Annotated in this window: 28 protein-coding genes and 1 pseudogene; 19 read left to right on the forward strand and 10 right to left on the reverse strand. The window is 49.9% G+C overall.

Annotated features, from left to right (window positions below; all coding sequences use genetic code 11):
- Window positions 1-28: 28 nt before the first annotated feature.
- Genes purM through ABO04_RS06905 form a run of 4 tightly spaced genes read left to right on the forward strand, consistent with a single transcriptional unit; the run spans window position 29 to window position 3,743 of the window.
- Complete coding sequence (gene purM / locus ABO04_RS06890; protein ID WP_160809941.1) at window positions 29-1,087, forward strand: phosphoribosylformylglycinamidine cyclo-ligase; 1,059 nt, start codon at window positions 29-31, stop codon at window positions 1,085-1,087.
- 10 nt (window positions 1,088-1,097) lie between these two features.
- Window positions 1,098-1,730 (forward strand): phosphoribosylglycinamide formyltransferase, encoded by a 633-nt coding sequence (purN, locus tag ABO04_RS06895; protein WP_160809942.1) that lies wholly within the window; start codon window positions 1,098-1,100, stop codon window positions 1,728-1,730.
- Window positions 1,727-2,452: a DUF3108 domain-containing protein gene (locus tag ABO04_RS06900; protein ID WP_160809943.1), complete on the forward strand. Its 726-nt coding sequence runs from the start codon at window positions 1,727-1,729 to the stop codon at window positions 2,450-2,452. Before purN ends, ABO04_RS06900 begins: the two co-directional genes overlap by 4 nt.
- 16 nt (window positions 2,453-2,468) lie before the next feature.
- Window positions 2,469-3,743 carry an RsmB/NOP family class I SAM-dependent RNA methyltransferase gene (locus ABO04_RS06905; RefSeq protein ID WP_160809944.1) on the forward strand — a complete coding sequence of 425 codons (1,275 nt, stop codon included), beginning with the start codon at window positions 2,469-2,471 and terminating at the stop codon, window positions 3,741-3,743.
- Window positions 3,744-3,824: 81 nt separating this feature from the next.
- Here ABO04_RS06905 and ABO04_RS06910 read toward each other — a convergent pair whose 3' ends face one another.
- From ABO04_RS06910 to ABO04_RS06920, 3 genes are all read right to left on the reverse strand, one after another.
- Window positions 3,825-4,061 carry a thioredoxin family protein gene (locus tag ABO04_RS06910; protein WP_160809945.1) on the reverse strand — a complete coding sequence of 79 codons (237 nt, stop codon included), beginning with the start codon at window positions 4,059-4,061 and terminating at the stop codon, window positions 3,825-3,827.
- A 174-nt stretch (window positions 4,062-4,235) separates the two neighbouring features.
- Window positions 4,236-4,784, reverse strand: coding sequence for a YMGG-like glycine zipper-containing protein (locus ABO04_RS06915; protein WP_160809946.1), 549 nt, complete (start codon window positions 4,782-4,784; stop codon window positions 4,236-4,238).
- A gap of 14 nt (window positions 4,785-4,798) precedes the next feature.
- Window positions 4,799-5,356: a hypothetical protein gene (locus tag ABO04_RS06920; protein ID WP_160809947.1), complete on the reverse strand. Its 558-nt coding sequence runs from the start codon at window positions 5,354-5,356 to the stop codon at window positions 4,799-4,801.
- Window positions 5,357-5,580: 224 nt separating this feature from the next.
- Between ABO04_RS06920 and ABO04_RS06925 the strand changes: the two genes are divergently transcribed.
- The 4 genes from ABO04_RS06925 to mnmA all read left to right on the forward strand — a co-directional run bounded on the left by ABO04_RS06925 (window position 5,581) and on the right by mnmA (window position 10,283).
- A complete protein-coding gene (locus ABO04_RS06925) occupies window positions 5,581-6,300 on the forward strand; it encodes an EI24 domain-containing protein (RefSeq protein WP_160809948.1) in 720 nt (239 codons plus the stop codon).
- Between the two features lie 98 nt (window positions 6,301-6,398).
- Window positions 6,399-8,123 (forward strand): EAL domain-containing protein, encoded by a 1,725-nt coding sequence (locus ABO04_RS06930; RefSeq protein ID WP_160809949.1) that lies wholly within the window; start codon window positions 6,399-6,401, stop codon window positions 8,121-8,123.
- A gap of 355 nt (window positions 8,124-8,478) precedes the next feature.
- A complete protein-coding gene (locus ABO04_RS06935; protein WP_193565786.1) occupies window positions 8,479-8,937 on the forward strand; it encodes an FKBP-type peptidyl-prolyl cis-trans isomerase in 459 nt (152 codons plus the stop codon).
- Window positions 8,938-9,194: 257 nt separating this feature from the next.
- Window positions 9,195-10,283: a tRNA 2-thiouridine(34) synthase MnmA gene (gene mnmA / locus ABO04_RS06940; RefSeq protein ID WP_160809950.1), complete on the forward strand. Its 1,089-nt coding sequence runs from the start codon at window positions 9,195-9,197 to the stop codon at window positions 10,281-10,283.
- A 106-nt stretch (window positions 10,284-10,389) separates the two neighbouring features.
- Here the strand turns inward: mnmA and ABO04_RS06945 are convergent, their stop codons facing one another.
- Both ABO04_RS06945 and ABO04_RS06950 read right to left on the reverse strand, forming a co-directional pair.
- On the reverse strand, window positions 10,390-11,526 hold the full coding sequence (locus ABO04_RS06945) for a PilT/PilU family type 4a pilus ATPase (RefSeq protein ID WP_160809951.1): 1,137 nt from the start codon (window positions 11,524-11,526) through the stop codon (window positions 10,390-10,392).
- Between the two features lie 15 nt (window positions 11,527-11,541).
- On the reverse strand, window positions 11,542-12,585 hold the full coding sequence (locus ABO04_RS06950) for a type IV pilus twitching motility protein PilT (RefSeq protein ID WP_160809952.1): 1,044 nt from the start codon (window positions 12,583-12,585) through the stop codon (window positions 11,542-11,544).
- 196 nt (window positions 12,586-12,781) lie between these two features.
- Between ABO04_RS06950 and ABO04_RS06955 the strand changes: the two genes are divergently transcribed.
- On the forward strand, window positions 12,782-13,498 hold the full coding sequence (locus tag ABO04_RS06955) for a YggS family pyridoxal phosphate-dependent enzyme (protein WP_160809953.1): 717 nt from the start codon (window positions 12,782-12,784) through the stop codon (window positions 13,496-13,498).
- On the opposite strand, the gene ABO04_RS06960 is transcribed toward ABO04_RS06955, so the two are convergent.
- The 5 genes and pseudogenes from ABO04_RS06960 to ABO04_RS12090 form a co-directional block, all read right to left on the reverse strand.
- Entirely contained in the window at window positions 13,443-13,736 is a 294-nt protein-coding gene (locus tag ABO04_RS06960) for a YfhL family 4Fe-4S dicluster ferredoxin (RefSeq protein WP_160809954.1), read from the reverse strand. The genes ABO04_RS06955 and ABO04_RS06960 overlap by 56 nt on opposite strands.
- 5 nt (window positions 13,737-13,741) lie before the next feature.
- Window positions 13,742-14,236, reverse strand: coding sequence for a pantetheine-phosphate adenylyltransferase (gene coaD, locus ABO04_RS06965; RefSeq protein WP_160809955.1), 495 nt, complete (start codon window positions 14,234-14,236; stop codon window positions 13,742-13,744).
- Window positions 14,229-14,780 carry a 16S rRNA (guanine(966)-N(2))-methyltransferase RsmD gene (rsmD, locus tag ABO04_RS06970; RefSeq protein WP_160809956.1) on the reverse strand — a complete coding sequence of 184 codons (552 nt, stop codon included), beginning with the start codon at window positions 14,778-14,780 and terminating at the stop codon, window positions 14,229-14,231. Before rsmD ends, coaD begins: the two co-directional genes overlap by 8 nt.
- A complete protein-coding gene (locus ABO04_RS06975; protein ID WP_160809957.1) occupies window positions 14,771-16,105 on the reverse strand; it encodes a pitrilysin family protein in 1,335 nt (444 codons plus the stop codon). The genes rsmD and ABO04_RS06975 overlap by 10 nt, the downstream gene beginning before the upstream one ends.
- A 303-nt stretch (window positions 16,106-16,408) precedes the next feature.
- Window positions 16,409-16,549: pseudogene (locus ABO04_RS12090) on the reverse strand (integron integrase); the annotation flags it as partial.
- A 202-nt stretch (window positions 16,550-16,751) separates the two neighbouring features.
- Between ABO04_RS12090 and ABO04_RS06980 the strand changes: the two are divergent.
- From ABO04_RS06980 to ABO04_RS07020, 10 genes are all read left to right on the forward strand, one after another.
- Window positions 16,752-17,159, forward strand: a complete 408-nt coding sequence (locus ABO04_RS06980) for an SRPBCC family protein (protein ID WP_160809958.1) — start codon at window positions 16,752-16,754, stop codon at window positions 17,157-17,159.
- A gap of 130 nt (window positions 17,160-17,289) precedes the next feature.
- A complete protein-coding gene (locus ABO04_RS06985; protein WP_160809959.1) occupies window positions 17,290-17,724 on the forward strand; it encodes a GFA family protein in 435 nt (144 codons plus the stop codon).
- Window positions 17,725-17,771: 47 nt separating this feature from the next.
- Window positions 17,772-18,164 carry a DUF3147 family protein gene (locus ABO04_RS06990; RefSeq protein WP_345853119.1) on the forward strand — a complete coding sequence of 131 codons (393 nt, stop codon included), beginning with the start codon at window positions 17,772-17,774 and terminating at the stop codon, window positions 18,162-18,164.
- A 139-nt stretch (window positions 18,165-18,303) separates the two neighbouring features.
- Complete coding sequence (locus tag ABO04_RS06995) at window positions 18,304-19,062, forward strand: glucose 1-dehydrogenase (protein ID WP_160809960.1); 759 nt, start codon at window positions 18,304-18,306, stop codon at window positions 19,060-19,062.
- A 94-nt stretch (window positions 19,063-19,156) separates the two neighbouring features.
- On the forward strand, window positions 19,157-20,167 hold the full coding sequence (locus tag ABO04_RS07000; RefSeq protein ID WP_160809961.1) for a YncE family protein: 1,011 nt from the start codon (window positions 19,157-19,159) through the stop codon (window positions 20,165-20,167).
- Window positions 20,168-20,279: 112 nt separating this feature from the next.
- Complete coding sequence (locus ABO04_RS12095; RefSeq protein ID WP_240141459.1) at window positions 20,280-20,909, forward strand: ferric reductase-like transmembrane domain-containing protein; 630 nt, start codon at window positions 20,280-20,282, stop codon at window positions 20,907-20,909.
- Complete coding sequence (locus tag ABO04_RS12100; RefSeq protein ID WP_345853120.1) at window positions 20,894-21,610, forward strand: hypothetical protein; 717 nt, start codon at window positions 20,894-20,896, stop codon at window positions 21,608-21,610. Before ABO04_RS12095 ends, ABO04_RS12100 begins: the two co-directional genes overlap by 16 nt.
- 106 nt (window positions 21,611-21,716) lie before the next feature.
- Complete coding sequence (locus ABO04_RS07010) at window positions 21,717-22,181, forward strand: hypothetical protein (protein ID WP_160809962.1); 465 nt, start codon at window positions 21,717-21,719, stop codon at window positions 22,179-22,181.
- A gap of 92 nt (window positions 22,182-22,273) precedes the next feature.
- Window positions 22,274-22,618 carry a YkvA family protein gene (locus ABO04_RS07015; protein ID WP_160809963.1) on the forward strand — a complete coding sequence of 115 codons (345 nt, stop codon included), beginning with the start codon at window positions 22,274-22,276 and terminating at the stop codon, window positions 22,616-22,618.
- A 155-nt stretch (window positions 22,619-22,773) separates the two neighbouring features.
- Window positions 22,774-23,313 carry a manganese efflux pump MntP family protein gene (locus ABO04_RS07020; protein WP_160809964.1) on the forward strand — a complete coding sequence of 180 codons (540 nt, stop codon included), beginning with the start codon at window positions 22,774-22,776 and terminating at the stop codon, window positions 23,311-23,313.
- Window positions 23,314-23,345: the final 32 nt, after the last annotated feature.

The following is a 23,345-nucleotide window of genomic DNA, read 5'->3' on the forward strand; positions in this document are numbered from 1 at the left end:
TCTAGCCTTAACCCTGCGAGAACTCAACTTGACTGCATCCCATTCCACAGATTCTGACAAGAACTCGATTTCCTATCGCGCATCCGGCGTTGATATTGATGCGGGAAATCACCTGATCGAGATCATCAAACCCTTTGCACAGCGTACCCTGCGCCCGGAAGCGCTGGGGGGGATTGGTGGATTTGGCGCATTGTTCGAAGTTCCTGGAAAATACCGGCAACCGGTACTGGTATCCGGAACGGATGGTGTCGGCACAAAACTCAAGCTGGCGTTCCGGTATGCGCAACACGCAACCATTGGTATCGATCTGGTCGCCATGAGTGTGAACGATATCCTGGTACAAGGTGCTGAACCCCTGTTTTTTCTGGATTATTTTGCCTGCGGCAAATTGGATGTGGAAACGGCCGCACAGGTGATTCAAGGTATCGCGCACGGCTGTGAGCAGGCAGGTTGCGCACTGATTGGCGGAGAAACGGCAGAAATGCCCGGTATGTACCCGGAAGGCGAATATGATCTGGCCGGTTTTGCGGTAGGTGTGGTGGAAAAAGACCGGATTATCGATGGTTCCAGTATCAGAGAAAATGATCTCGTGCTGGGAATTGCCTCAAGTGGTCCGCATTCCAACGGATTTTCACTGATACGCAAAATACTCGACCGTCATGCGGGACAACCCGATACCGGACTTGATGAAACCTGGCTTATAAATGCGCTTCTGGCGCCAACCCGTATTTACGTGAAATCAGTACTGGCGCTGCTGGCAGAACTCCCTGTTAAAGGATTAGCACATATTACCGGTGGTGGATTACTGGAAAATATTCCACGTATTTTGCCAGATGGCGTCATGGCTCATATTGACCGCAGCGCCTGGGTGCGCCCTCCCCTGTTTGACTGGCTGCAACAACACGGTAACGTAGCGGAAGAAGAAATGTTGCACGTTTTCAACTGTGGCATAGGCATGGCTGTCATCGTGGCGCCGGAACACGCTTCAACTGCCACCGATATTCTGCACAACCATGGTGAAACCGTGTGGCAAGTCGGCACAATTCAATCCCGCAAACCCGAAACACCGCCGATCGTCATTGCCTGAAGAAGGAACCATGCAATCAATGGTCATCCTCATTTCCGGTCGCGGCAGCAATATGCAGGCATTGCTGGAAGCCGGGCTGCCGGTTGCAGCAGTTATCAGTAACAATCCGGCGGCAGAAGGCTTGGCATTTTCCCGAGCACATGGCATTCCGACGCATGCGATTGATCATCGTGCATTTTCCGGACGGGAGGCTTTCGATTCTGCGCTGGCAGAAATAATCGATACCTACCAACCTGATCTGGTTGCTCTGGCTGGCTTCATGCGTATCCTGTCCGAATCGTTCGTCAACCATTATCAGGGCAGGCTGATAAATATCCACCCTTCCCTGCTGCCGGCATTCTCCGGACTGGATACGCATGTTCGCGCATTGCAAGAAGGGGTCAAAATTCATGGTTGCACGGTTCATTTTGTTACACCAAAACTGGATCATGGTCCTATCATTATCCAGGCTGCTGTACCCGTACTCGCCGATGATACGCCTGCAACACTGGCAGCGAGAGTGCTGGCACAGGAGCACCGTATTTACCCGCAGGCGGCAAACTGGTTTCTGCAGGGGCAATTGACCCTGGCAGAAAATCGCGTCGAAACCGGAATAGCCTGTGACGGACAAAAAGTTCTCTATTCTCCCGGGATCACATCATGAAATTTTCACTATTCATAGCCCTGTTTTTCTGGGCAGGCAGTATCGCTTGTGCCACTGATCTACCTGAACGTATTGATATCGACTACACGCTCAGTGGCCTTATCGGCCAGGGCAAGGCACATGAAACGCTGCTTGTGCAGAATAAAAACGGGATCCAGCACTATACCCTTGACAGCGAAATTTCAGCCAGCGGACTTCTCAAACTGGTCAAGCGTGGCAGTATTATTCGCCACAGTGAAGGCACGATTATTCCGAACAAAGGAATGCAGCCTCTGCATTTTTCAGATCAACGGGGTGAAAAACCAGCACGCACAGTTGAATTTGACTGGAACGAAGCACGTATTATTTATCGCCGTAAAGGTCAGGAAATAACGGAAAACCTGCCGGAAGGAACACTGGATGAATTAAGTGTCGCCTATCATTTCATTTTTACTGCTCCTCCTCAACAAACAGTCAGCATACATGAAACCGACTACCGCGTTCTGCACCTGGTTCGCTATGCTGTCACTCAAGAAACATTGGATACGCCAATAGGCAAGCTGGCCACGATCGTACTCACGAAACAGCAGGAACCGGGAGATTCGTTCAGGAAAAAAATCTGGCTGGCAACAGATCATCATATGCTGCCCGTACGCATTATTTCGACAGAAAAGCACGGAATGGAAGTAGATCAGATCGTTACGAAAATAGATTACAAATCTCCAGCAGATTCTGCACAGTAACTCATTTAAACCCTCTATGCGACTCACCCTAGAACGACTGGATCTGCTGATTGCTGCTGTCCGCAAGATATTGCCCTTGCAGGCGCCGGCCGATGTATTGTTACGGCAATTCTTTCAGGATCGTCCACAACTGGGCCAGAATGACCGGAACGCGATCGCAGAAACTGTTTTTGGTGTCCTCAGACACCGGTTTTTCCTGGAAGTACTGGCTGAAAAAGGCACTGCCCGCAAACTGGTACTGGCTTATCTGACCAGATTCCAGGGCATGAATCTGCGGGAGCTAACACCACTCATTCGGGAGGCGGAATCCAAATGGATCCAGCAGATCAAAGCAGTCAGGCTGGAAGAACAACCACTGTTCATACAGGCAGAATTCCCGGAATGGCTGGTGACAAAACTGCAACAATCCTGGTCAGATGAAGATATTCTGCGCCTCGGCCAGGTTTTACAACAGCCAGCGCCACTGGATATACGTGTCAACAGCCTGCTTGTAAAACGTGAAGAAATCATTGTCGCACTGAAGCAGGAAGGAATTGAAGCTCACCCCACTCCCTTTTCTCCCGTGGGTATGCGTCTCACAGGTAAACCGGCAATCAACCGAAGTGCCTTGTTCCTTTCCGGAAAAATTGAAGTACAGGATGAAGGCAGTCAGATTCTTGGTTTTCTGCTCGCGCCCAAACGAGGCGAGATGGTAGTGGATTTTTGTGCAGGCGCAGGTGGCAAGACATTGCTGCTTGGCGCGCTGATGCATTCGCGTGGGCGCCTGTATGCTTTTGATGTTTCCGAAAAACGACTCAACAATCTCAAACCCCGCCTTAAGCGCTCAGGATTATCAAATGTCCACCCGCAACGTATTGATAGTGAAAAAGATATCAAGCTGAAACGATTAGCAGGAAAAATTGACCGGGTATTGGTCGATGCGCCCTGCAGCGGGCTGGGTACCTTGCGCCGCAATCCGGATTTGAAGTGGCGGCAAAGTCCGGACAGCATCAATGAATTGCAAAAAAAACAAACAGCCATTCTCACAGCTGCTGCGAAGCTGCTAAAACCGGGAGGGCGTCTGGTTTATGCGACCTGCAGCCTGCTGCCAGAAGAAAATCAACAGGTGATTGAATATTTCTTAGCACATCATCCGCAATTCTCCATACTTGATTGCGGAGAACTGCTTGCACAACAAAAAATCCACCTGCCCGATACGGGTGAATTTTTACAACTCTCCCCATTACATCATAATACTGACGGCTTCTTTGCCGCTGCTCTGGAGCGCTCCAAAATAGAGCCTGGAAATTAAAAAGGGGCCTTTTCTTCTCCAAGGCCCCTTCAAAATGCAAGCAGTAAAAAAATCATCTGCTGGCAGAATTAATTATTATTATTATTTCAAATCATCAATACCGGCACCGAAATTAATATGGAATGCCGCTCCGTCGATTACAAGCGCCGGAACTGATTTTACTCCGGCTGCTTCAGCTTCGCTGATACGTGCTTTATCTGTACCCAGATGAACATTTTCAACCGTGTATTTTGAAGGATCAATAGCATTAGCGACAGCCTGCTCAGCAGACACACAGACGGGACAGCCCGCATGATAAAAAACAGCTTTTGATGCCATGTGTTTCTCCTTAACCAAGATTCATTAAAACGACACTTTCAAAAACGGAAATTTCCTGATTTATGCTCGGAATGCTATAGCATCCCGAACGACTTGCAGGCATTCCAAGCTTTGGATTTTAACACACAAAATCAATGAAATGTATTCATCAAGACCCGGTACGAAAATATCATATCAGTATCGCGGAGGGGATGGCGGATAGCCCGATGGCGGGGGAGGAATATACCGACCCGATGCAGCAGGTGGGTAGGAATAAGTTCTCTGATTTACATTACCACCCGATCCTTCAACCAGCCCGGCAGAAACCGGAACACGATGCCCATTGGCATACATACACTGGATGTAGGCGATATCGTAACGTTCCTGACTAATGGAACCGGATGAGTGTGCCGAGCTACTTCCCGCCAGTCCACCTCCCAGCAACCCGGCTCCCGAACCGATAGCCGCGCCACGCCCGCCACCAAACGCAGCACCTGCAGCGGCTCCCAGTGCTGCACCAACTGCTGCACTTTCCACTCCGCTGGACACCGCCGCACTCTTGGGGGTCTGAAAATTGGTTTGCTGGCCGGCAAACTGTCGACATAAATAATCGTCACTGCGGAACTGATCAAAATTTTTACCATTGCCCGGTAATACCATGATGCTCGGTCCGGTGGGCACATTCACACAGGCTGCCAGAAGAACTGCAGCCGGCAAAACAATCAATCTGGAAAAATAGCGCATTATATGCTCCTGCATTATTGAGCGGGTCTGGGAGGGACTTTTATCCATTCACCCGAACAGCGTTCCACCTCCGGATAATAACCGGCAGGATTCTCGCAATAGTACCAGTAATTTGTAACGGTTGACTCAGGAGGTGGCGGAGGTGCCGGCTGGACAGGCTGCTGCTGGATATAAACCGGCGGATCAGGCGGCACGACTACAACCGGAGGATATGCAACGGGAGGATATGCGGGCCAGTAAAAGTGGTTGTCGAAGTAACCATAGGGGCGATAATAAGGTTGCCGGTAACGAGGATAATGTTGCCCATAGGCAAACCCTCCATAGATTCCGACATTCCGACCAGGGTAGCTGAATCGACCGTAAGATCCGAATGAGCTGGCCAAATTGATACCCAGGGAAAATTTAGGTCTTCTTGAATAATAACGCGGTGAATGACGCTGTGAATAACCACGGTCCCCGTAAGAATATCCACTATAGTTACGGCCATAGTCGTAACTATGGCTCCATGAAACATCACTCATTGTCATTCCAGTCAGCATCAAAGACAGATAAAGCCAATCGACTTTTTTCACTCATTGCTCCCCATATATCCGTGATACAGTTACTTTGAAGTATACGCCTGCACTGCTTATTAGTGCAGCATCCCTGATAAAGGTTTCAAGTACACGCAACTCTGAAAAAGCACATGAATGGACAGGTATTTTTGTACAAATAAACCTGTACCCTTCTTCTGATTGAGGGCTGCGGTATACATTTTTGAATCAGACGTTTTAATGTTTGACCCGGGAGATTTCTGATGTCTGGATTGTTCAGCGCGCTTTCAAAAGCCACAATCAACCTTTTCAACCCTCGCATGCTATGGCTGTGGAGTTGGCCCATACTGGCATCAGTTGTTTTCTGGTGGCTGATTGGGACATTCTTCTGGACACCATTATCAGGCTGGCTGCTGACCATCATCCCGGCAGACACGCTGCAAAACTGGCTGGAAGCCTCACGTCTGCAGGTCATCGCCGACGGGATGGAAACCATGATCAATCTGATCATTTTTATGATATTAACAATCACAACCAGCCTGGTAATTACCGCACTGTTTACCATGCCGGCTTTGGTCAGTTTTGTGGCAAAACGTTACTATCCTGATCTGACTCCGATGCGGGGTGGCACAGTGGCCGGCAGCTTGCGTAATGTCATATCGGCGATCGCGATTTTTATCATGATCTGGGTAGTAACCATACCACTATGGTTAACCGGGATCGGCCTGCTGGGGCCGCTACTGGCAGCAGCCTATTTAAATCAGCGGCTGTTTTTCTACGATGCACTATGTGACTATGCCGACAACTCCGAACTCAACACACTATCGAGCATGAATCGGCCGGCACGCTGGAGTCTGGGTTTTTTGACAGGGCTATTGCAATTCATACCATTGTTAAACTTTTTCGCCCCCACACTGACCGCACTGGCTTTCATACACTTCGAACTGGCACGCCTGGCAAAACTGCGTCACACCACGAGCTGATTGTTACACAACTCGGATTTTTCGTCTCTTTTACAAGCAAAATCAAGTTTTTCATATCCGAGCCGATACCGAAAGATATCGTGCCAGGAAAATCTGAAATGTTCTATGAAAAACTAAAACTCCTGATCATTGGCTATTCCGAAGCCGATGCAAATCAGCTGAACACCGCCTTCAATCGCAGCGGAAAACAGCTGATTTACCAACATGCAAACAGTTTACGCGACGTCCGGTCAGCATTGGATACATCAAGCTGGGATGCAGTTATTGCAGAATACTCAATACCCGGATTCGATGCCCTGCAAGTGCTGAATCTGTTCAAACCCTACCACCAGACAACACCTTTTATTCTGTATACCTCGATAACAGACGAAGAGGTGATACTTCAAGTATTGCGCAATGGGGCAAGTGATTGTGTACCAAAGGGACATGCAGCACGCCTTATACTGGCTATCAATCGCAGCCTTGAACTTATGGATCTGAAGCGCAGGAAACGCCAGGCCGACGGTCATATTTACCGCATGACCTATTATGATGAATTGACCGGCCTGCCCAAGCATAACCTGTTTTGCGAGCAAGCAGCCTCGTTGCTGTCAAACACCACTGTCACCAGTGGAATGATCGCTGCTGTTTACTTCATTGATATCAACCGACTGTCGAGTATCAATAGTAAATATGGCTACAGCATCAGTGATCAACTGATACAACAATTTGTCAGTCGCTTATCCATCTATCCCGATAACAACTGCATTCTGGCACGCACTGAAGGAGGCAATTTCGTTTTTTTAAAAACCGGTCTGGCCAGCATTGATCAGGTACAAGCATTTGCAAACCAGCTGCTCGCACTCGCTACAGCTTCTTTTATCATTCATGATCTTGAGTTTTATATCTCCCTGACAATAGGAATCTGCCTCTACCCTCGTGATGGCAGGGAAATTGAGGTACTACTGGCCAATGCCGAGAGTGCATTATCCCTTACCAGAAAAACCTGGCCTAACACCTATCAGTTTTATACCCGGGAAATTGGTGAAGCCTCACTACAAAAAATCAAAATCGAGCAATCATTACAGAAAATCGTCAACGATAAAGAGCTCGTGCTGCATTACCAGCCAGTGTTTGATCTCGTGACAAGAAAAGCTATCGGCGCTGAAGCACTGATTCGTTGGCGCCATCCGGAACTCGGATTCCTTCTCCCGAATAAATTTATTCCGCTCGCAATTGAATCCGGCGCCATCGTCAAAATCGGCAGATGGGTACTACTTGAAGCTTGCAGACAGGTTAAATGCTGGCAGGATGCGGGTTTCGATCCCGCCTTCATTGCTGTCAATCTTTCCGCTATGGAACTGGATCAGCTCCTGTTAATCAATCACGTCACTGAAGCGTTACATGCCACGGGGCTTGACCCCTCAAAACTGGAGCTGGAAATTAACGAATCAATACTGATGCAGGATGTAGACAGAAGCATCAGAATTCTGAAAGAATTAAAAAAAATGGGTATAAAAATTGTGATGGACAACTTTGGTACCGACTATTCATCCCTTAACTACCTCCGACGCCTGCCTATTGATACCATCAAAATCGGCCGGTTACTGGTTCAGGATATCGCCTGCAAATCCGGTAACTCCGCAATCATTACTGCCATTATCGCGCTTGCCCGGAATCTCGACATACAAATACGTGCAGAAGGTGTGCAGTCAAAAGCACAACTCGATTTTCTGCAACAAGCCAGCTGCCACCATATTCAGGGTTTCTTACTTACCCCACCGGTTTCAGCAGAACATTTTTTATCATCTATTAAACAACGCAGAACCGGTACGTTCTCATAATCCCGGCGTGCAGGGTGGCCATCCAACCCTGCATGTCCTGTCTTCAGAACAAACCAGACCAGTGGAAATTGTTTTATTATCCTAAGTAATCCATTAGGGTGCGAAATAACAGTGAGGCGGCTGTGCGACAGTTTATTGCCCGGGAGAAACCCATAGTGAGTCTATGGACGCCGATCCAGCGACAAAACAGCGGCGCAACCGACCATTGACACTCGTGCAGGCATCGTGCCGCCTAATGAATTATCCGGGATAATTCCCGTTATTCGAAATTGTGCTGTCAAACAAATAAATTCCAGCAGCAAGTCTCGAATTATCCAACCAGCCAAGTCATGAATACTATTTTATAGAGGTGATAATGAATGTAAAAAAACTAGCGGGCATCGTCTTTTCAGGATGTCTGTTTTTATCGATCAATATCCAGGCTGCCGGGGAGCACATGACACCACACTATGTGAATGTAGCAGATGTAACAACACTGGAAAAAGTAGATACCCAGGCGGGCACTGGTGAGGAAGCCGATATTGGTAAAACTGCCCGTGTGCACTATACGGGCTGGTTGTATGACCCCACCGTGGAAGATCACAGAGGCACAAAATTTGACAGCTCCCACGATCGCGGCACGCCCTTTTCATTCCTGCTCGGTGCCGGACGGGTTATCAAAGGATGGGATCAGGGTGTGCTAGGTATGAAAGTAGGTGGAAAACGCACCTTGGTCATTCCTTCCTCCATGGCATACGGTACTCATGGCGCCGGGGGCGTTATTCCTCCCGATTCAGCGCTGATATTCGATGTGGAGCTGGTCGGCCTGGAGTAACCGGGAAGTACGAATCTGCCAAGAAAACAAGCCGCATGACAATACCATGCCATGCGGCTTGTTTCCCCAAAATCGGAATCTGGCATATTGCTGGATAACAACTCACAATAAAGCGCTCAATAATCTAAAACTGCATGAAAGTAGGGTACTTGTCAGTCGTCCTGTTTTGTTTCTTCAACTGAAAATCCACCTGCCACGTCGGATTATTCAGTCGGAAGCAGGGTAAAATTACTGAATATATTTTTTCGGCTGATGAAATGAGTAAATTGCGTGTTGTGGTCGGGATGTCTGGCGGAGTAGATTCATCCGTTGCCGCCTTGTTGCTTAAACAGCAAGGGTACGACGTGATGGGGCTTTTCATGAAAAACTGGGAAGAAGATGATACCGATGAATACTGTTCCTCCCGCCAGGATTTTCTCGACGCTGCCTCCGTAGCAGATATTCTTGATATACCACTGGAAGCGGTAAATTTTTCAGCTGAATATCGCGAACGGGTTTTCAGCCTGTTTCTGAAGGAATATCAGGCCGGGCGCACACCTAATCCGGATGTGCTGTGCAACAGTGAGATCAAGTTCAAAGCCTTTCTCGATCATGCGCTCAATCTGGGGGCCGACCGGATTGCAACCGGGCATTACGCACAGGTACAGGAAATCGGTGGTCTGTTTCAATTGCTCAAGGGCGAGGATGGCCACAAGGATCAAAGTTATTTTCTCTACCGCCTGAATCAGCAGCAACTGTCACGTACGATCTTCCCGATTGGCCATCTCTACAAACGGGAAGTGCGTAAAATCGCACGCGAGCATGGGTTGCCCAATTCAACCAAAAAAGACAGCACCGGAATTTGTTTCATTGGTGAGCGTCCTTTCCGCGAATTTCTCAACCGATATCTGCCTGCCAATCCAGGTGAAATTCATACCCTGGACAGGAAAACCGTAGGAGAGCATCAGGGCATCATGTATTACACCATCGGGCAGAGACAGGGACTGGGAATCGGCGGCACACGTGAAGGTGGTGAGGAACCTTGGTTTGTGTCAGGCAAAGACACGGAAAAGAACGTTCTGTATGTAGTACAGGGACACAATCACCCTGCACTGCTGCGTTCCTCGCTGACTGCTGCGGATCTTTCCTGGATTAGCGGCACCGCACCTCAACAGAACTGGGTTTATGCAGCTAAAATCCGCTATCGTCAAACAGATGCACCCTGCGCAATTACCCACTTTGAACATGATTCCTGTCAAATTGGTTTCGCGGCACCGCAATGGGGCGTCACACCCGGGCAATCAGTGGTAGTCTACGAAAGCAAGGTTTGTCTGGGCGGCGGTATCATCACCAGCAGCAACGACTGATTCCATTTACAAATCAAAAATGACACGAAGGCGAGCCGCAGACAGTCTAAATAATACGGCAAGGTGAGACCGACAAAGTCAGTCTTGATTTAGAAATGGAATGACATTAGGTAAACGTCAAATTCTCCATATTCGTCTCGGTATCGCGTTCAGGGATTTCTGATCCGCGCAACTTGATTTGCAGTCGTAACTCGTTCATGGAATCAGCATTACGCAGTGCATCTTCGTAGGAAATCGTGCCATTCTCGTAGAGTTCAAACAGCGCCATATCAAAAGTCTGCATCCCCAGCTCGCTTGATTTCTTCATGATTTCTTTGATTTCATGCACATTTCCCTTGAATATCAGATCGGAAATCAGCGGAGAATTAAGCATCACCTCGATTGCCGCAGTACGCCCGTTGCCCGATTTTTTGGGAACCAGCCTTTGTGCGATCAATGCCCGTATATTCAGTGACAGATCCATCAGCAGCTGAGCACGCCGTTCTTCCGGAAAGAGGTTGATAATGCGATCCAGTGCCTGATTGGCACTGTTGGCATGCAGGGTTCCCATGCACAAATGTCCGGTCTCGGCAAAAGCAATGGCATGCTCCATCGTTTCCCGATCGCGGATTTCACCAATCAAAATAACATCAGGCGCCTGCCGCAGCGTATTCTTCAATGCAGCTTCCCACGATTCCGTATCGACACCAACTTCCCGCTGGGTAACGATACAATTGATATGCTCATGCACGAATTCAACCGGATCCTCAATCGTGATGATGTGTCCATGGCTGTTCTGGTTACGATGGCCGATCAGTGCTGCCATCGAGGTCGATTTACCCGAACCGGTTCCACCAACAAAAATCACCAGGCCACGTTTGCTCATGACAATTTCTTTCAACACCTGGGGTAATCCAAGATCATCAAAATTTGGAATTTTTGTGGTGATCGTACGTATCACAATCCCTGTCCGCTGCTGCTGAACAAACGCATTGACACGGAATCGCCCGATTCCATCCGGGCTGATCGCAAAATTGCATTCCTTGCTAGACTCAAACTCCACCATCTGCCTGTCGTTCATGATGGCTTGTGCCAGTGCTGCGGTATGGACGGGGGAAAGTGGCTGCTGCGTGATCGGTGTCATTTTGCCGTCTATCTTCATCGCCGGAGGATAGCCTGCTGTAATGAATAAATCTGAAGCCTTTTTACTCAGCATCAATCGCAGTAAATCATGCATGAATTTGAGTGCCTGCTCTTTTTCCATAATGAATCCTGTTGATTAGCCGTAGAAATTATCTTTGTTCATGGCTTTGGTACGTGCTTCTGCCGCTGAAATGACACCACGCTTCACCAGATCTGCCAGATTCTGATCGAGTGTTTGCATCCCGACTCCCTGACCGGTCTGGATGGCCGAATACATTTGCGCCACTTTCCCTTCCCGGATAAGGTTACGAATGGCCGGTGTACCGATCATAATTTCATGAGCAGCCACCCGGTTTTTACCATCCTTTGTTTTCAACAGCGCTTGGGAAATAACAGCACGCAGCGATTCGGACAGCATCGCACGCATCATTTCCTTTTCCTCGGCTGGAAAGACATCAATCACCCGATCGATGGTCTTGGCAGCAGAGCTGGTATGCAGCGTACCAAAAACCAGATGACCGGTTTCTGCTGCAGTCATCGCCAGGCGGATTGTCTCCAGATCCCGCAGCTCTCCCACCAGAATGATATCCGGATCTTCCCGCAAGGCAGAACGCAGTGCGTTGCTGAAACTATGCGTATCCCGCCCAACTTCGCGCTGGTTAATCAGGCACTTTTTGCTCTCATGTACAAATTCAATCGGATCTTCCAGCGTAAGAATATGGCCATACTGGTTTTCGTTAATGTCATTGATCATGGCGGCAAGGGTAGTGGATTTACCGGATCCGGTCGGCCCTGTAACCAGCACCACGCCGCGTGGTTGTTGTGCAATTTCAGCAAATATTTTGGGCGCTTTCAGTTCTTCGAGTGTCAGCACTCTGGATGGAATGGTACGCAACACCGAAGCGGCTCCCCGCTGGGTATTGAAGGCGTTGACACGAAAACGTGCCAAGCCGGGAATGGCAAACGAAAAATCACATTCCAGATGCGCTTCATAATCCTTGCGCTGGCTGTCATTCATAATGTCGTACACCATATCATGCACCTCCTTGTGCTCCAGTACAGGGAGATTGATGCGTCGGATCTCTCCATGCACCCGGATCATGGGCGGCATGCCGGCAGATAAATGAAGGTCAGAGGCGCTATTCTTGACCACAAATGAGAGTAGTTCTACTATGTTCATCCGATATGTCCCTTCTGCCTCGTAGAATACGGGTTGCTTGATAACAACTGATTGATGTTTTTTCCGGCCACACCCGGCCGACCTGATCTAAAACGGACCAAATCGGACAGAATTAAATATATTTCGGGAACATCGGCTAAACTTTCCCTGCAATACCCATCATATTTTTTAACTCATTCAGATTGCCATATTCATCATGACTACAATTGCCTCACGCCTGCAGAATGTCAAAAACCGTATTATTGAGGCCGCCAGAAATGCGGGGCGCAACCCGGAAAGCGTGCAACTGTTGGCAGCCAGTAAAACCAATACACCAGACAAGCTGCGTGAAGCCTGGGAAGCAGGTCAAACCGTGTTCGGAGAAAATTACCTGCAGGAAGGTCTGGTGAAAATCCGCGCGCTGTCAGACCTGCCAATCGAATGGCACTTTATCGGTCCGATTCAAAGCAACAAAACCAAACTGATCGCCGAGAACTTTTCCTGGGTGCACGGCATTGACCGGGAAAAAATCGCAACCCGTCTTTCAGCAGCAAGACCGGAATCATTACCGCCACTGCAAGTCTGCGTACAGGTCAACGTAAGCGGAGAAATCACCAAAAGCGGAATCGATCCGGAGAAAGCGGCAGCACTGGCCACTTTTGTCAGCGAACAGCCGCGACTGCAACTGCGCGGAATCATGGCGGTCCCGGAACTGACCGCGGTAACTGCACTGCAACGTGAACAATTTCAGATGATGCGCGAGGTTTACGAACAGCTCAAACAACAAGGGTTTAACCTGGATACGCTATCAATGGGCATGTCGGAAGATCTGGAAAATGCCATTGCAGAAGGTGCCACAATGGTCAGAATAGGAACGGCTATTTTTGGTCCGCGGCGCTACGCGATCCCCGAGGAGCTTGGTTCGCGTCAGTAGTCAAACCCCGGTATTTCTCCAGCAGTTGTTCGTGATTTTCGACCCTGCCAGGGTCAGTAATGATACAGCTGACCGGGCAAACTTCCACACACTGCGGCGTATCGTAATGTCCCACGCATTCCGTGCACAGATCCGGGTCAATTTCATAAATTTCCTCACCCTGTGAAATTGCCCGGTTAGGGCACTCCGGTTCACATACATCACAATTAATACATTCATCAGTAATGATCAGCGCCATTTTCGTTACTCTCCACTCTTCATTTCTATTTTTTTCCGACACAGCCGCTCTATCACGAAGGGATGAACAAATTTGCTTACATCTCCTCCCAGACGTGCAATTTCACGCACGATCGTAGCGGAGATAAACATATATTGTTCAGACGGTGTCAGAAAAATCGTTTCCACATCCGGATACAGGCCGCGATTCATCCCAGCCAGCTGGAACTCATATTCAAAATCGGATACGGCACGCAGGCCGCGCACAATGATGCGAGCATCCTGCTGCCGTGCAAATTCCATCAGCAAATCGGAGAATCCGGTTACCTCAACATTGACATACCCGGCCAGTACATCTCTAGCCATTTCCACCCGTTCTTCCAGCGAAAAGAAAGGGGCTTTCCCACTGTTCGCAGCAACAGCCACCACCACCTGGTCAAACAACCTGGATGCTCGATGCACCAGATCCTCATGTCCATGGGTAATCGGATCAAAAGTGCCCGGGTAAATAACTTTATCCATTAAAATTCAGCGTTAACAGACAGTAATGAACATGGCTTGCCCGACCTTGTTTCCAGATCGACCAGTTACTTTCCTGCAACAGCTTGTCGCTGCTTTCAACATAAATCAGACCGTTTTTCTCCAATTTCTCAGGAAGTAGTGGTAACACTTCGGCCGCCAATCCGGAGGCATACGGAGGATCCACAAAAATAATATCGTAGCGTTCAAAATTACCCGCAAGAAACACCCGGGCATCCGCATGTTCAAGCTTCACCTGCGCAGCATCCAGTTTTTCAATCGTGTTGCGCAGATTGCGAACAGCTTTGATGTTTTGTTCGACCATGGTTACCTGTTTCGCTCCACGGGATGCTGCTTCAAATCCCAGTGCACCACTCCCGGCAAACAGATCCAGGCAGCGCATACCAGCCAAATCCTGCCCCAGCCAGTTGAACAATGTTTCCCTGACACGATCCGGCGTTGGTCTCAGCAACTTATCATCAGAGAATTGAAGCAGTCTGCTGCGCCATTGCCCGCCAATAATACGGATTTTACCTGCTAACAACACGAAAAATCAGGAGCAGTCTGCTTCTGCTCTGCACCCACCACCACCGTCACCATCCCCGCGGGATTAATGCGTCGCTGGAATGCATCTTTAATCTGCGCTACCGTTACCTTTTCTACGGCCTTTACATAATCTTCCAGATAAGTCAGCGGCAAATCATAAAATCCAATCACCCCCAGATAACCAAGTATTTTCCGGTTACTGTCAATGCGTAAAGGAAAACCGCCCACAATGTTCTGCTGAGCAGCCTGTAATTCTGCTGCAGTCGGCCCATGTTCAACAAAATCCTCGAGCGTTTTCCGTGTCAATTGCAACGCCTGTTCCGCCTGTTCTTTTTTCGTCTGCAAACCAATTTCAAAAGGTCCTTTTTCCTGGTATGGCATAAAAACACTATAAACACTGTATGCCAACCCGCGTGTTTCACGAATTTCCTTCATCAAACGAGATACAAAGCCGCCCCCACCCAGAATGTAATTGCCAACCAATAAAGGAAAATAATCGGCATCCTTGCGGCTCAACCCCGGATAAGCTAACAAAATATGGCTTTGCGTAGCTGGGTGAGCAATTTTTTGGGTAACGGGTTCCGGTTTCTCAACCGCTGGCAAACTACTGTCTGTTTTTCCACTTGGCAAGTTCTCAGTCAGCATCTCTGCAATATGATTGGCTTCATCACGCTTGATATCACCAATAATAGCAATCACCGCATTACCGGCTGTGTAGTGCGCGCGATAAAAATCAACCAGATCCTGGCGCTTCAGTACCGCAAGCGTATCCGGCTCTCCAGAACCACGCAAACCGTAAGGATGCTTGCCATATAGCAGTTTCATCAAAACCCGGTCAGCAATGACTTCCGGTTTGGTATCCGCCTCCTTGAGCGCAGAGATCATGCGCGCACGCTCCCGTTCCAGTATTTGTTCAGGAAACTCAGGGCGCTGAACGATTTGCGCGAGTACATCCAGCGCACGTGACCGCTCCTTTTGATGGCTCAGCGTGCGCAGCGACAAACCTGCCCGATCCAGATCAAATGTTCCACCCAGCTCAGCGCCAGTATCCGCCAATGTTTCGGCAATCCGATCTTCAGATAACCCACCCGCGCCCATACCCATTAATCGCTGCACCAGATTGGCACGACCGGAAGTTTCCGCTGTATCGGTACTGCTACCTGCCGGAAATTCAATACTGAGATCAAGAATCGGCAAATCATGATTTTCAACAAAATAGACCTGTACCCCGTTTGCCATCTGCCAATGCTGGATCGGTAAAAACGCCAGCGCCCACTGCGCATGCAAACCCGCCCAAAGCACGATCAAAAACTGTAGAAATCGCATATATCCTTTCCCGGTAAATTGAGGGAAGCGCTGATTGATTCAGTCATCACGAGGAACACAGTGACGTAGTGATCCAGAAGAGATTGATTCTAAAAAACATCCGGATTACTTCATTCGCCCGCGATGACGTATATCAATTTAACCAGCGTTTCCTTAGCGTTAAATGCATGAAACATTGTATGCCAATGCCAGCAAAAGTTCTCAGCCACAAACGTACAAAAACTGCATCACCCTTTATGGCGTACGACTGCAACAGCATGTATCTGAAAGTGAAGAAAGCATCTGGACAGCAAAGAAACTGCTGAACAGAATAAAGCGCTGTACCCGCTGGACATACTGTATCTCCATCCTTATGCTGTAGTGCTTTAAACGCAGTCGCTCACGAAGCTGATCAAGCAACTTGGGCACAATCGGTGCAAATGATAGTGGTGTTTCATGCAAGATACTTATTTAATTCAGCTATTTAAAGAAAAACGTTTGCTATACACCTTTTTACAAAAAAGTATACACCGCGAGTGGTTCATCGTTTGTGCGCCGAGCGGTAGGATGCTCACTATTCCTTCAAGCCACGTCGAAGGAAGAGCGGTGTAAGGATACAGTATGGCGCCTAACTCAACATTAGCTTCCACCCATCAGGAATCCAGCTATGAAAATTACTGTTGAAACCATCGTCAAAGCTCCTGTCGCCGAAGTATGGCGAGCCTACACAACTCCAGAGGACATTAAACAATGGAATACCGCGTCGGATGACTGGCACACCACCCAGTCCACCATCGATTTGCGCGAGGGTGGGCAGTTCTCGTCACGCATGGAAGCCAAAGACGGTAGTTTCGGTTTCGACTTCACCGGAACGTACACCAGGATCGTACCCAATGAATTGATTGAGTATTCATTCGGGGATCGCACCAGTGTCGTTGAGTTCGCACCGGGCGCAAGCGGTGTCACGGTGCGTATAGCGTTCGATGCTGAAAGTGAAAATCCCGTGGAACAACAACGTCAGGGATGGCAAGCCATCCTGGACAACTTTGCGAAGCACGTTGAGTCACTTCAGTAAACTTGTTGCCTGTGGTAGTAGCTAACAGATCGCTGCAGCCGACCGCCAGACCGCTAGGCGGTTTGGTTCCCTCCGCACAGGCTTCGCCTGCTCCGGCGGCGGCTGATCTTCGGCGTTAGAGGACATATTCATGCATGGCTCATGTCTTTGCGGCGTAGTCACCTTCGAGGTTTCAGGCACTGTGCCAAAGCTTTATCAGTGCCATTGTTCGCTTTGTCGCAAACAGAGCGGCTCTACTTCCAACACTGCTACCATTGTTCAGACTGAAAATTTTCGCTGGCTATCTGGCGAATCCCTCATTTCGTCTTATCGCAAACCCACTGGCTTTCGTTCTGATTTTTGCTCTGTTTGTGGCTCTACTTTACCTAACCCTCTGCGCAACACACCGTACTATTGGGTTCCTGCTGGCGCCTTCGATGATCAGGCGTCGCTTGAGGTAACTGTTCATTTGCACCTTGCCTCCAAGGCTCCGTGGGACATCAGCCCCCATTCAGGCGTGTACCATGAAACCATGCCTGAATTGTCTGCCATCATTCAAGCGCTTTATCCCAATGCTACCCTCTAACATTAGGGTCAAGGCAGCTGAGGTTTCAAAGCGCGAGGAGTGGCACCTTGTCGCCTAACAATTCATTCAAGCGCCAGGGCCAAGAACGCATGCTGCAATACGCCATCAAAATCTTTATCACGGCTGTCGTTGTTGTGGCCATTTCGGAGCTTGGTAAACGCAGTTCCTTTTGGGGCGCTGTGTTGGCCTCTTTGCCGCTCACGTCGCTGCTCGCGTTCATTTGGCTCTACTGTGCCACGGGCGACATCGAGGCTATCGCATCGCTTTCGCTCGGTATTTTCTGGCTGGTCCTCGCGTCATTGCCGCTGTTCCTCATTTTGCCGGCATTGCTCAAAAACGGCGTGGGGTTTTGGCCGGCATTCGCTGTGTCTTGCGCTGTAACAGTCGGGTTATACTTTGGTCTGATCTGGGTACTTGGGTGGTTTGGCGTTAAGTTGTAACCTTGGTACCTCACATCCCGGTCAAACGGATCGCATTCCGCGGCCGCTTACCTCGAACGTTAGCGAACAGAGAGATGAATGTGCCTTTTGACCTTGAAGGTCAGTAAGGTTTATGATCCAAACACATCCCGGAGGTAACATGAATACTTCATTTGTCGGCAGGGTCGCAATTGTCACAGGCGGAGGCTCTGGTCTTGGAGAGGCCATCGGAAAGGCGATGGCAACGAAAGGCTGCAAAGTGGTGTTATCTGATATCAATCTCGCTGCCGCTCAGCGCGTCGCGGGCGAGATTGTGGATGCCGGTGGTCTGGCAAGCGCCATCCAGCAGGACACCGCCAAACCCGAGGATTCTGAAAAGATTGTCAGGTACGCTGTGGATACCTATGGTGCTTTGCACTACGCCGTCAACAACGCGGGCATCGGCGGCGCACTGGCTCCAGCGGGAGAGACAGATCTTGCCGACTGGCAGCACGTCATCGACATCAACCTGAACGGCGTCATGTACGGGATGCGCTACCAGATCCCCGCTATGCTCGAAACGGGGCCTGAGAAATGCGCAATCGTCAACATGGCCTCCATCCACGGTACGGTTGCAGCCATCGGTAACGGTGCCTATACCGCGGCCAAGCACGGGGTTGTCGGGCTAACGAAGAACGCAGCAGCGGAGTACGGTCCGAAGGGTTTGCGAGTCAACTGTGTCGGACCGGCGTATATCGACACCCCGTTGTTGGCCAATCTTCCGGACGCCGTACGCGCAGGGCTTGTTGCTCGACATCCTCTTGGACGGCTCGGCCGCGCGGAAGAAGTCGCCCCGCTTGTGTGCTTCCTGCTTTCGGAAGACGCCTCGTTTATCACGGGCAGCTATTACCTGATCGACGGGGGCTACACGGCAGTCTAAAAGCCGCAGGCGCAGAATCTCATCGAAGATCCATCGCGCTCGGGATGGGTATCGGCAGTGAACAGGTTGCCGTCTAAGGCTTCAGGAGGACTTTATGAATACTTCGACCACATTTATTGGCACGTGCCGCCGGCAACTCAATCGGTTAACTGTTTTATGTGCTGCCGTGCTTATCCTGAGTACTGGCTTCATCTGCACAGCCAGTGCTGCCGAGGAGCAAAATCTGTTTCGCGCGCCCGTCTATGTGACGCTGCAAGCTAGCGGAGCTGTCGAAAATATGCAGACAGAAAAGACCTCGAGTGTTCCCAATGCTCACTATGTTGCCGCGAGTTCTGACGGCAAATTCTTGCTGGTAAGCAGTGCAGGCACATCCAATGCGTATCTGCTGGACGCACATCATGGCAAGACGCTGGCAAACTTCAACATCGGGCCGGTAGCACAAGGTGTGACGATCAGCCCAGACGGCCACTGGGGACTTGCTGTCAGCGCTGGCAATGGCACGGTTACCGTGATCGACATCCGTACGCAGCAAAAAATCAAGACAATCACTGTCGGCGAGACCCCACACAACGCGCGCTTCACACCGAACAGTAAGCGTGCCTACGTAACCCTGCAAGGGGCCGGTAGTGTAGCAGTGCTGGACATGGAAGCACTGGAGAAAATTGACGAATTTCCCGTCCCAGGCATCCAGCACCCACATAACCTCGACCTCGCCGCCAATGGGAAAATTCTATGGATACGAGATTTTCTTGGACAGGTGGCTGCGGTTGATCTCACGTCACACAAAGTACTCGCGATTATTCCGGTGGGCCAGGGCCACGCCGGCATCGACGTAATTCCCGGCGGTCAATATGTCTTTACAGGCGGCACTGCGGATCATGTCGTAGATGTGATCGATCTGAATACATTCACAGTCATCCAGCGTATTGATGTTGGGCAAGGGCCGCATGGTGTACGGGCAAGCCATAACGGACGCTGGGTCTATGTCGGCGTCACGGGCACCAATAAAGTGGTGGTGATTGATACCCAAACACTGAAAGTTGTCGCCCAAATCCCCACACACGGTAAGTTGCCGTTCTGGCTTGCAGTGGCGGGCAATCCTTGAGCGACTTTCATTGATTTTGTCGATTCGGCCTAACAAATCAATGCAGCGGACGCAGTCCATGTGCCGCTGATTTTAGGCGTTAGACAGCATGCAACTACATCGGAGGTAGCCCATGAAGCGCATTAAACTGGCATTTTTGGCAATACTGCTGCTGCTTACCGCGCTCTGGCTGGCGGCCGATACGCTGACGCCGACTCCGTTCAACTACTTTTCGTTCCGCACAGTATTTATGCAATACAGCGGGGTGATTGGCATCGGTTTAATGAGCGTAGCCATGCTGCTGGCGCTGCGCCCGAAGCGGCTGGAGCCGCATCTGGACGGCCTGGATAAAATGTACCGCCTGCACAAGTGGCTGGGCATTGGTGCGCTGATCGTTTCCACCATTCACTGGTGGTGGGGAAAAGGCACCAAATGGATGGTGGGTTGGGGATGGTTGGTCAAGCCGACGGGCGCCGGCGCCGGAAAACCTCTCGGCGACATCGAGATTTGGCTACGTAGTCAGCGCGGATTTGCCGAATCCGTCGGCGAATGGGCGTTCTACGCCGCTGCCGTGCTGATCGTGCTGGCCCTGGTTAAACACTTCCCCTACCACTTGTTCATCAAGACCCACAAATGGCTGGCGGTCGCCTACCTGGCGCTGGTCTATCATTCTGCCGCGCTCACCAAGGTGGAATACTGGACACAGCCGGTTGGCTGGGTGTTGGCAGCCTTGCTGGTGGCGGTAGCGTGGCCGCCTTTCTAACTCTGACCGACCGGATTGGCGCCGGCCGCAAGGTGCAGGGCACCATCGCGTCCCTGAATGACTATCCCGCGCTGCGCATCCTTGAAACCGACGTCGTGCTGGAGGACGGCTGGCGCGGTCATGCTGCGGGGCAGTTCGCCTTCGTCACCTCAGACAAGAACGAAGGCGCACATCCTTACACCATCGCCTCGGCCTGGAATCCGGCTGACCGTCGACTCGTCTTCATCACCAAGGCGCTAGGCGATCACACCAGCCGTTTGCGGGAACATTTCAAGATTGGCATGCCAGTAACGGTGGAAGGCCCTTACGGCTGTTTCGACTTCGAAGATGCGCAGCCGCATCAGATCTGGATTGGTGCGGGCATCGGCATCACGCCCTTTATCGCCCGCCTCAAGTACCGGGCCGCAATACCGGACGCGAAAACGATTGATCTCTTTCATCCGACAGCCACGTTCGACCAGAATGCCATTGCCCGCCTCACCGAAGCTGCTGCTGCGGCCGGCGTATGCCTGCATCTGCTGGTCGATGACAAGGATGGACGCTTGAATGGCGAACGCATTCGTGCCGCCGTGCCGGAATGGCAATCAGCCAGCATCTGGTTCTGTGGCCCGACGGGGTTCGGTCAATCGCTGCGCAAGGATTTTCTCGCCCATGGTCTGCTACCGGATCGATTCCATCAAGAACTGTTTCAGATGCGTTGATGGCAGCCCAAACGCAGCTTCACCACTCGTTGCAAAGGACGCACCGCAAGCGGTGCACCTCTGAAATCAAACGTTAGACCACTTAACTTTTAGCCAGGAGCTCCAATTGAAAAAATCAGTAGCCATTATTGCCTATTCACTGCTAGCAACCGCTGCGTTTGCAGGTGATCAAGACGATCGCCAAACTCTCAATCTTTCCGAAGCTCAACGCGGTCATGTGCTTAAGGAAATGCGGGCTTTGTTATCCGGCACGCAAAATATCCTGGCTGCTCTTTCCAAAGATGACATGGCAGCGGTTGCTCGACACGCCCGACCACTTGGCACGAACATGGCGCATAAAGCTGAGGATCACGATCATCTCAAGGACGTGTTGCCTAAAGAATTTATGAGGCTGGGCATGTCCTTGCATCAGGATTTTGATCAAATCGCTTCGGACGCGGAATCAAAAAAAGACCCTAAACTCACACTACGTCAATTGAGTGACTCTATGAGCAAATGCACTGCGTGTCATGAGTCTTATCAAATTCGTAAGGTGACAAAATCGCTTGACTCCGGTCACAGGAAGCACTAGGTCTAACATGCTGCTCAAGCCGACCCGCTTCCACTACGCTTCAGCAAATCGGCTTAGCTCTACGTTATGCCTTCAACCAAAAGGAATGCACCATGCCCGAGCAACAAAAGCAATTCAGCGCAGCCTACTCCGATAGCAACTTCTGGGATAAAGCCAAGAAGTACGCAAAAATGGCAGGGCAAAGTGTCATAGAACCTGCGCTAAAGATGTACTACGCTGCACTGGATTCCGATACGCCAATCTGGGCCAAAGGCATCATTATTGGTGCGCTCGGCTACTTCGTTTCGCCTGTCGATGCCATTCCAGATATTATTCCTGTTGCTGGTTATACCGACGACCTTGGAGCACTCGCTGCTGCCCTTGCCACCGTTGCTGCACACATCAAGGATGAGCATGTAGCCAAAGCCAAAGAAACACTGACCCAATGGTTTTCGTAAAGGTAACCGGGAGCTTTTAACTCCAAGTCGATATTCCCACAGGGGACTTGTACTCCATATGTCCACGCCTATGCTGGGCGCACATAATTTATTCAGGCGTTATGTGTGTACATAAGTTGCACTCAACCTCAACCAATAGCAAATGAGATTAGTGAATGTTTGAAGTTTTAACTTTAGCAGTGGCGCTTAGTATGGATGCTTTTGCTATATCTATCGGTCTCGGCTCACAGCACTTACAGAAAACGAAATCACTCGCAATCCGGGTTGCAATATACTTTGGCTTGTTTCAAGCAATAATGCCTTTAATTGGATTTTTAGGAGGTAAAAGTGTCTTGGGGTGGGTTGAAGGCTACGCGCATTGGATTGTTTTCCTTCTTCTTATATTGATTGGCAGCAAGATGATTTATGAATCAATTACTGAGGGTGTAGAAGAAAATATTGCCCAGATAAACCATAAAATATTGCTCGTTCTTGCGATAGCAACCAGTATCGACGCAATGGCTGCTGGATTTACATTAACGCTCATCGAAATAAATCCACTCATTGCTTGCACCATAATGGGAATCACATCTTTCTTCCTTAGTGGGCTCGGTGTATTCATAGGCGCAAAAAGTGGTGCGTGGTTAGAAAGTAAAGCAGAACTGTTCGGGGGTATAGTACTTATCCTCATAGGGTTCAAAATATTAGCATTTTGAAATTCAGCCACGAACCCAGATACATAACAAAG

The sequence above is a fragment of the Nitrosomonas sp. HPC101 genome (assembly GCF_009833125.1).
GTDB lineage: Bacteria > Pseudomonadota > Gammaproteobacteria > Burkholderiales > Nitrosomonadaceae > Nitrosomonas.

Excerpts from the sequence above, each read along its gene's own strand:
- purN (WP_160809942.1), top strand. The coding sequence starts at position 1,098 with ATGCAATCAATGGTCATCCTCATTTCCGGTCGCGGCAGCAATATGCAG.
- ABO04_RS06900 (WP_160809943.1), top strand. The coding sequence starts at position 1,727 with ATGAAATTTTCACTATTCATAGCCCTGTTTTTCTGGGCAGGCAGTATC.
- ABO04_RS06905 (WP_160809944.1), top strand. The coding sequence starts at position 2,469 with ATGCGACTCACCCTAGAACGACTGGATCTGCTGATTGCTGCTGTCCGC.
- ABO04_RS06910 (WP_160809945.1), bottom strand. The coding sequence starts at position 4,061 with ATGGCATCAAAAGCTGTTTTTTATCATGCGGGCTGTCCCGTCTGTGTG.
- ABO04_RS06915 (WP_160809946.1), bottom strand. The coding sequence starts at position 4,784 with ATGCGCTATTTTTCCAGATTGATTGTTTTGCCGGCTGCAGTTCTTCTG.
- ABO04_RS06925 (WP_160809948.1), top strand. The coding sequence starts at position 5,581 with ATGTCTGGATTGTTCAGCGCGCTTTCAAAAGCCACAATCAACCTTTTC.
- ABO04_RS06930 (WP_160809949.1), top strand. The coding sequence starts at position 6,399 with ATGTTCTATGAAAAACTAAAACTCCTGATCATTGGCTATTCCGAAGCC.
- ABO04_RS06935 (WP_193565786.1), top strand. The coding sequence starts at position 8,479 with ATGAATGTAAAAAAACTAGCGGGCATCGTCTTTTCAGGATGTCTGTTT.
- mnmA (WP_160809950.1), top strand. The coding sequence starts at position 9,195 with ATGAGTAAATTGCGTGTTGTGGTCGGGATGTCTGGCGGAGTAGATTCA.
- ABO04_RS06945 (WP_160809951.1), bottom strand. The coding sequence starts at position 11,526 with ATGGAAAAAGAGCAGGCACTCAAATTCATGCATGATTTACTGCGATTG.
- ABO04_RS06950 (WP_160809952.1), bottom strand. The coding sequence starts at position 12,585 with ATGAACATAGTAGAACTACTCTCATTTGTGGTCAAGAATAGCGCCTCT.
- ABO04_RS06955 (WP_160809953.1), top strand. The coding sequence starts at position 12,782 with ATGACTACAATTGCCTCACGCCTGCAGAATGTCAAAAACCGTATTATT.
- ABO04_RS06960 (WP_160809954.1), bottom strand. The coding sequence starts at position 13,736 with ATGGCGCTGATCATTACTGATGAATGTATTAATTGTGATGTATGTGAA.
- coaD (WP_160809955.1), bottom strand. The coding sequence starts at position 14,236 with ATGGATAAAGTTATTTACCCGGGCACTTTTGATCCGATTACCCATGGA.
- ABO04_RS06975 (WP_160809957.1), bottom strand. The coding sequence starts at position 16,105 with ATGCGATTTCTACAGTTTTTGATCGTGCTTTGGGCGGGTTTGCATGCG.
- ABO04_RS06980 (WP_160809958.1), top strand. The coding sequence starts at position 16,752 with ATGAAAATTACTGTTGAAACCATCGTCAAAGCTCCTGTCGCCGAAGTA.
- ABO04_RS06985 (WP_160809959.1), top strand. The coding sequence starts at position 17,290 with ATGCATGGCTCATGTCTTTGCGGCGTAGTCACCTTCGAGGTTTCAGGC.
- ABO04_RS06995 (WP_160809960.1), top strand. The coding sequence starts at position 18,304 with ATGAATACTTCATTTGTCGGCAGGGTCGCAATTGTCACAGGCGGAGGC.
- ABO04_RS07000 (WP_160809961.1), top strand. The coding sequence starts at position 19,157 with ATGAATACTTCGACCACATTTATTGGCACGTGCCGCCGGCAACTCAAT.
- ABO04_RS12095 (WP_240141459.1), top strand. The coding sequence starts at position 20,280 with ATGAAGCGCATTAAACTGGCATTTTTGGCAATACTGCTGCTGCTTACC.
- ABO04_RS07015 (WP_160809963.1), top strand. The coding sequence starts at position 22,274 with ATGCCCGAGCAACAAAAGCAATTCAGCGCAGCCTACTCCGATAGCAAC.
- ABO04_RS07020 (WP_160809964.1), top strand. The coding sequence starts at position 22,774 with ATGTTTGAAGTTTTAACTTTAGCAGTGGCGCTTAGTATGGATGCTTTT.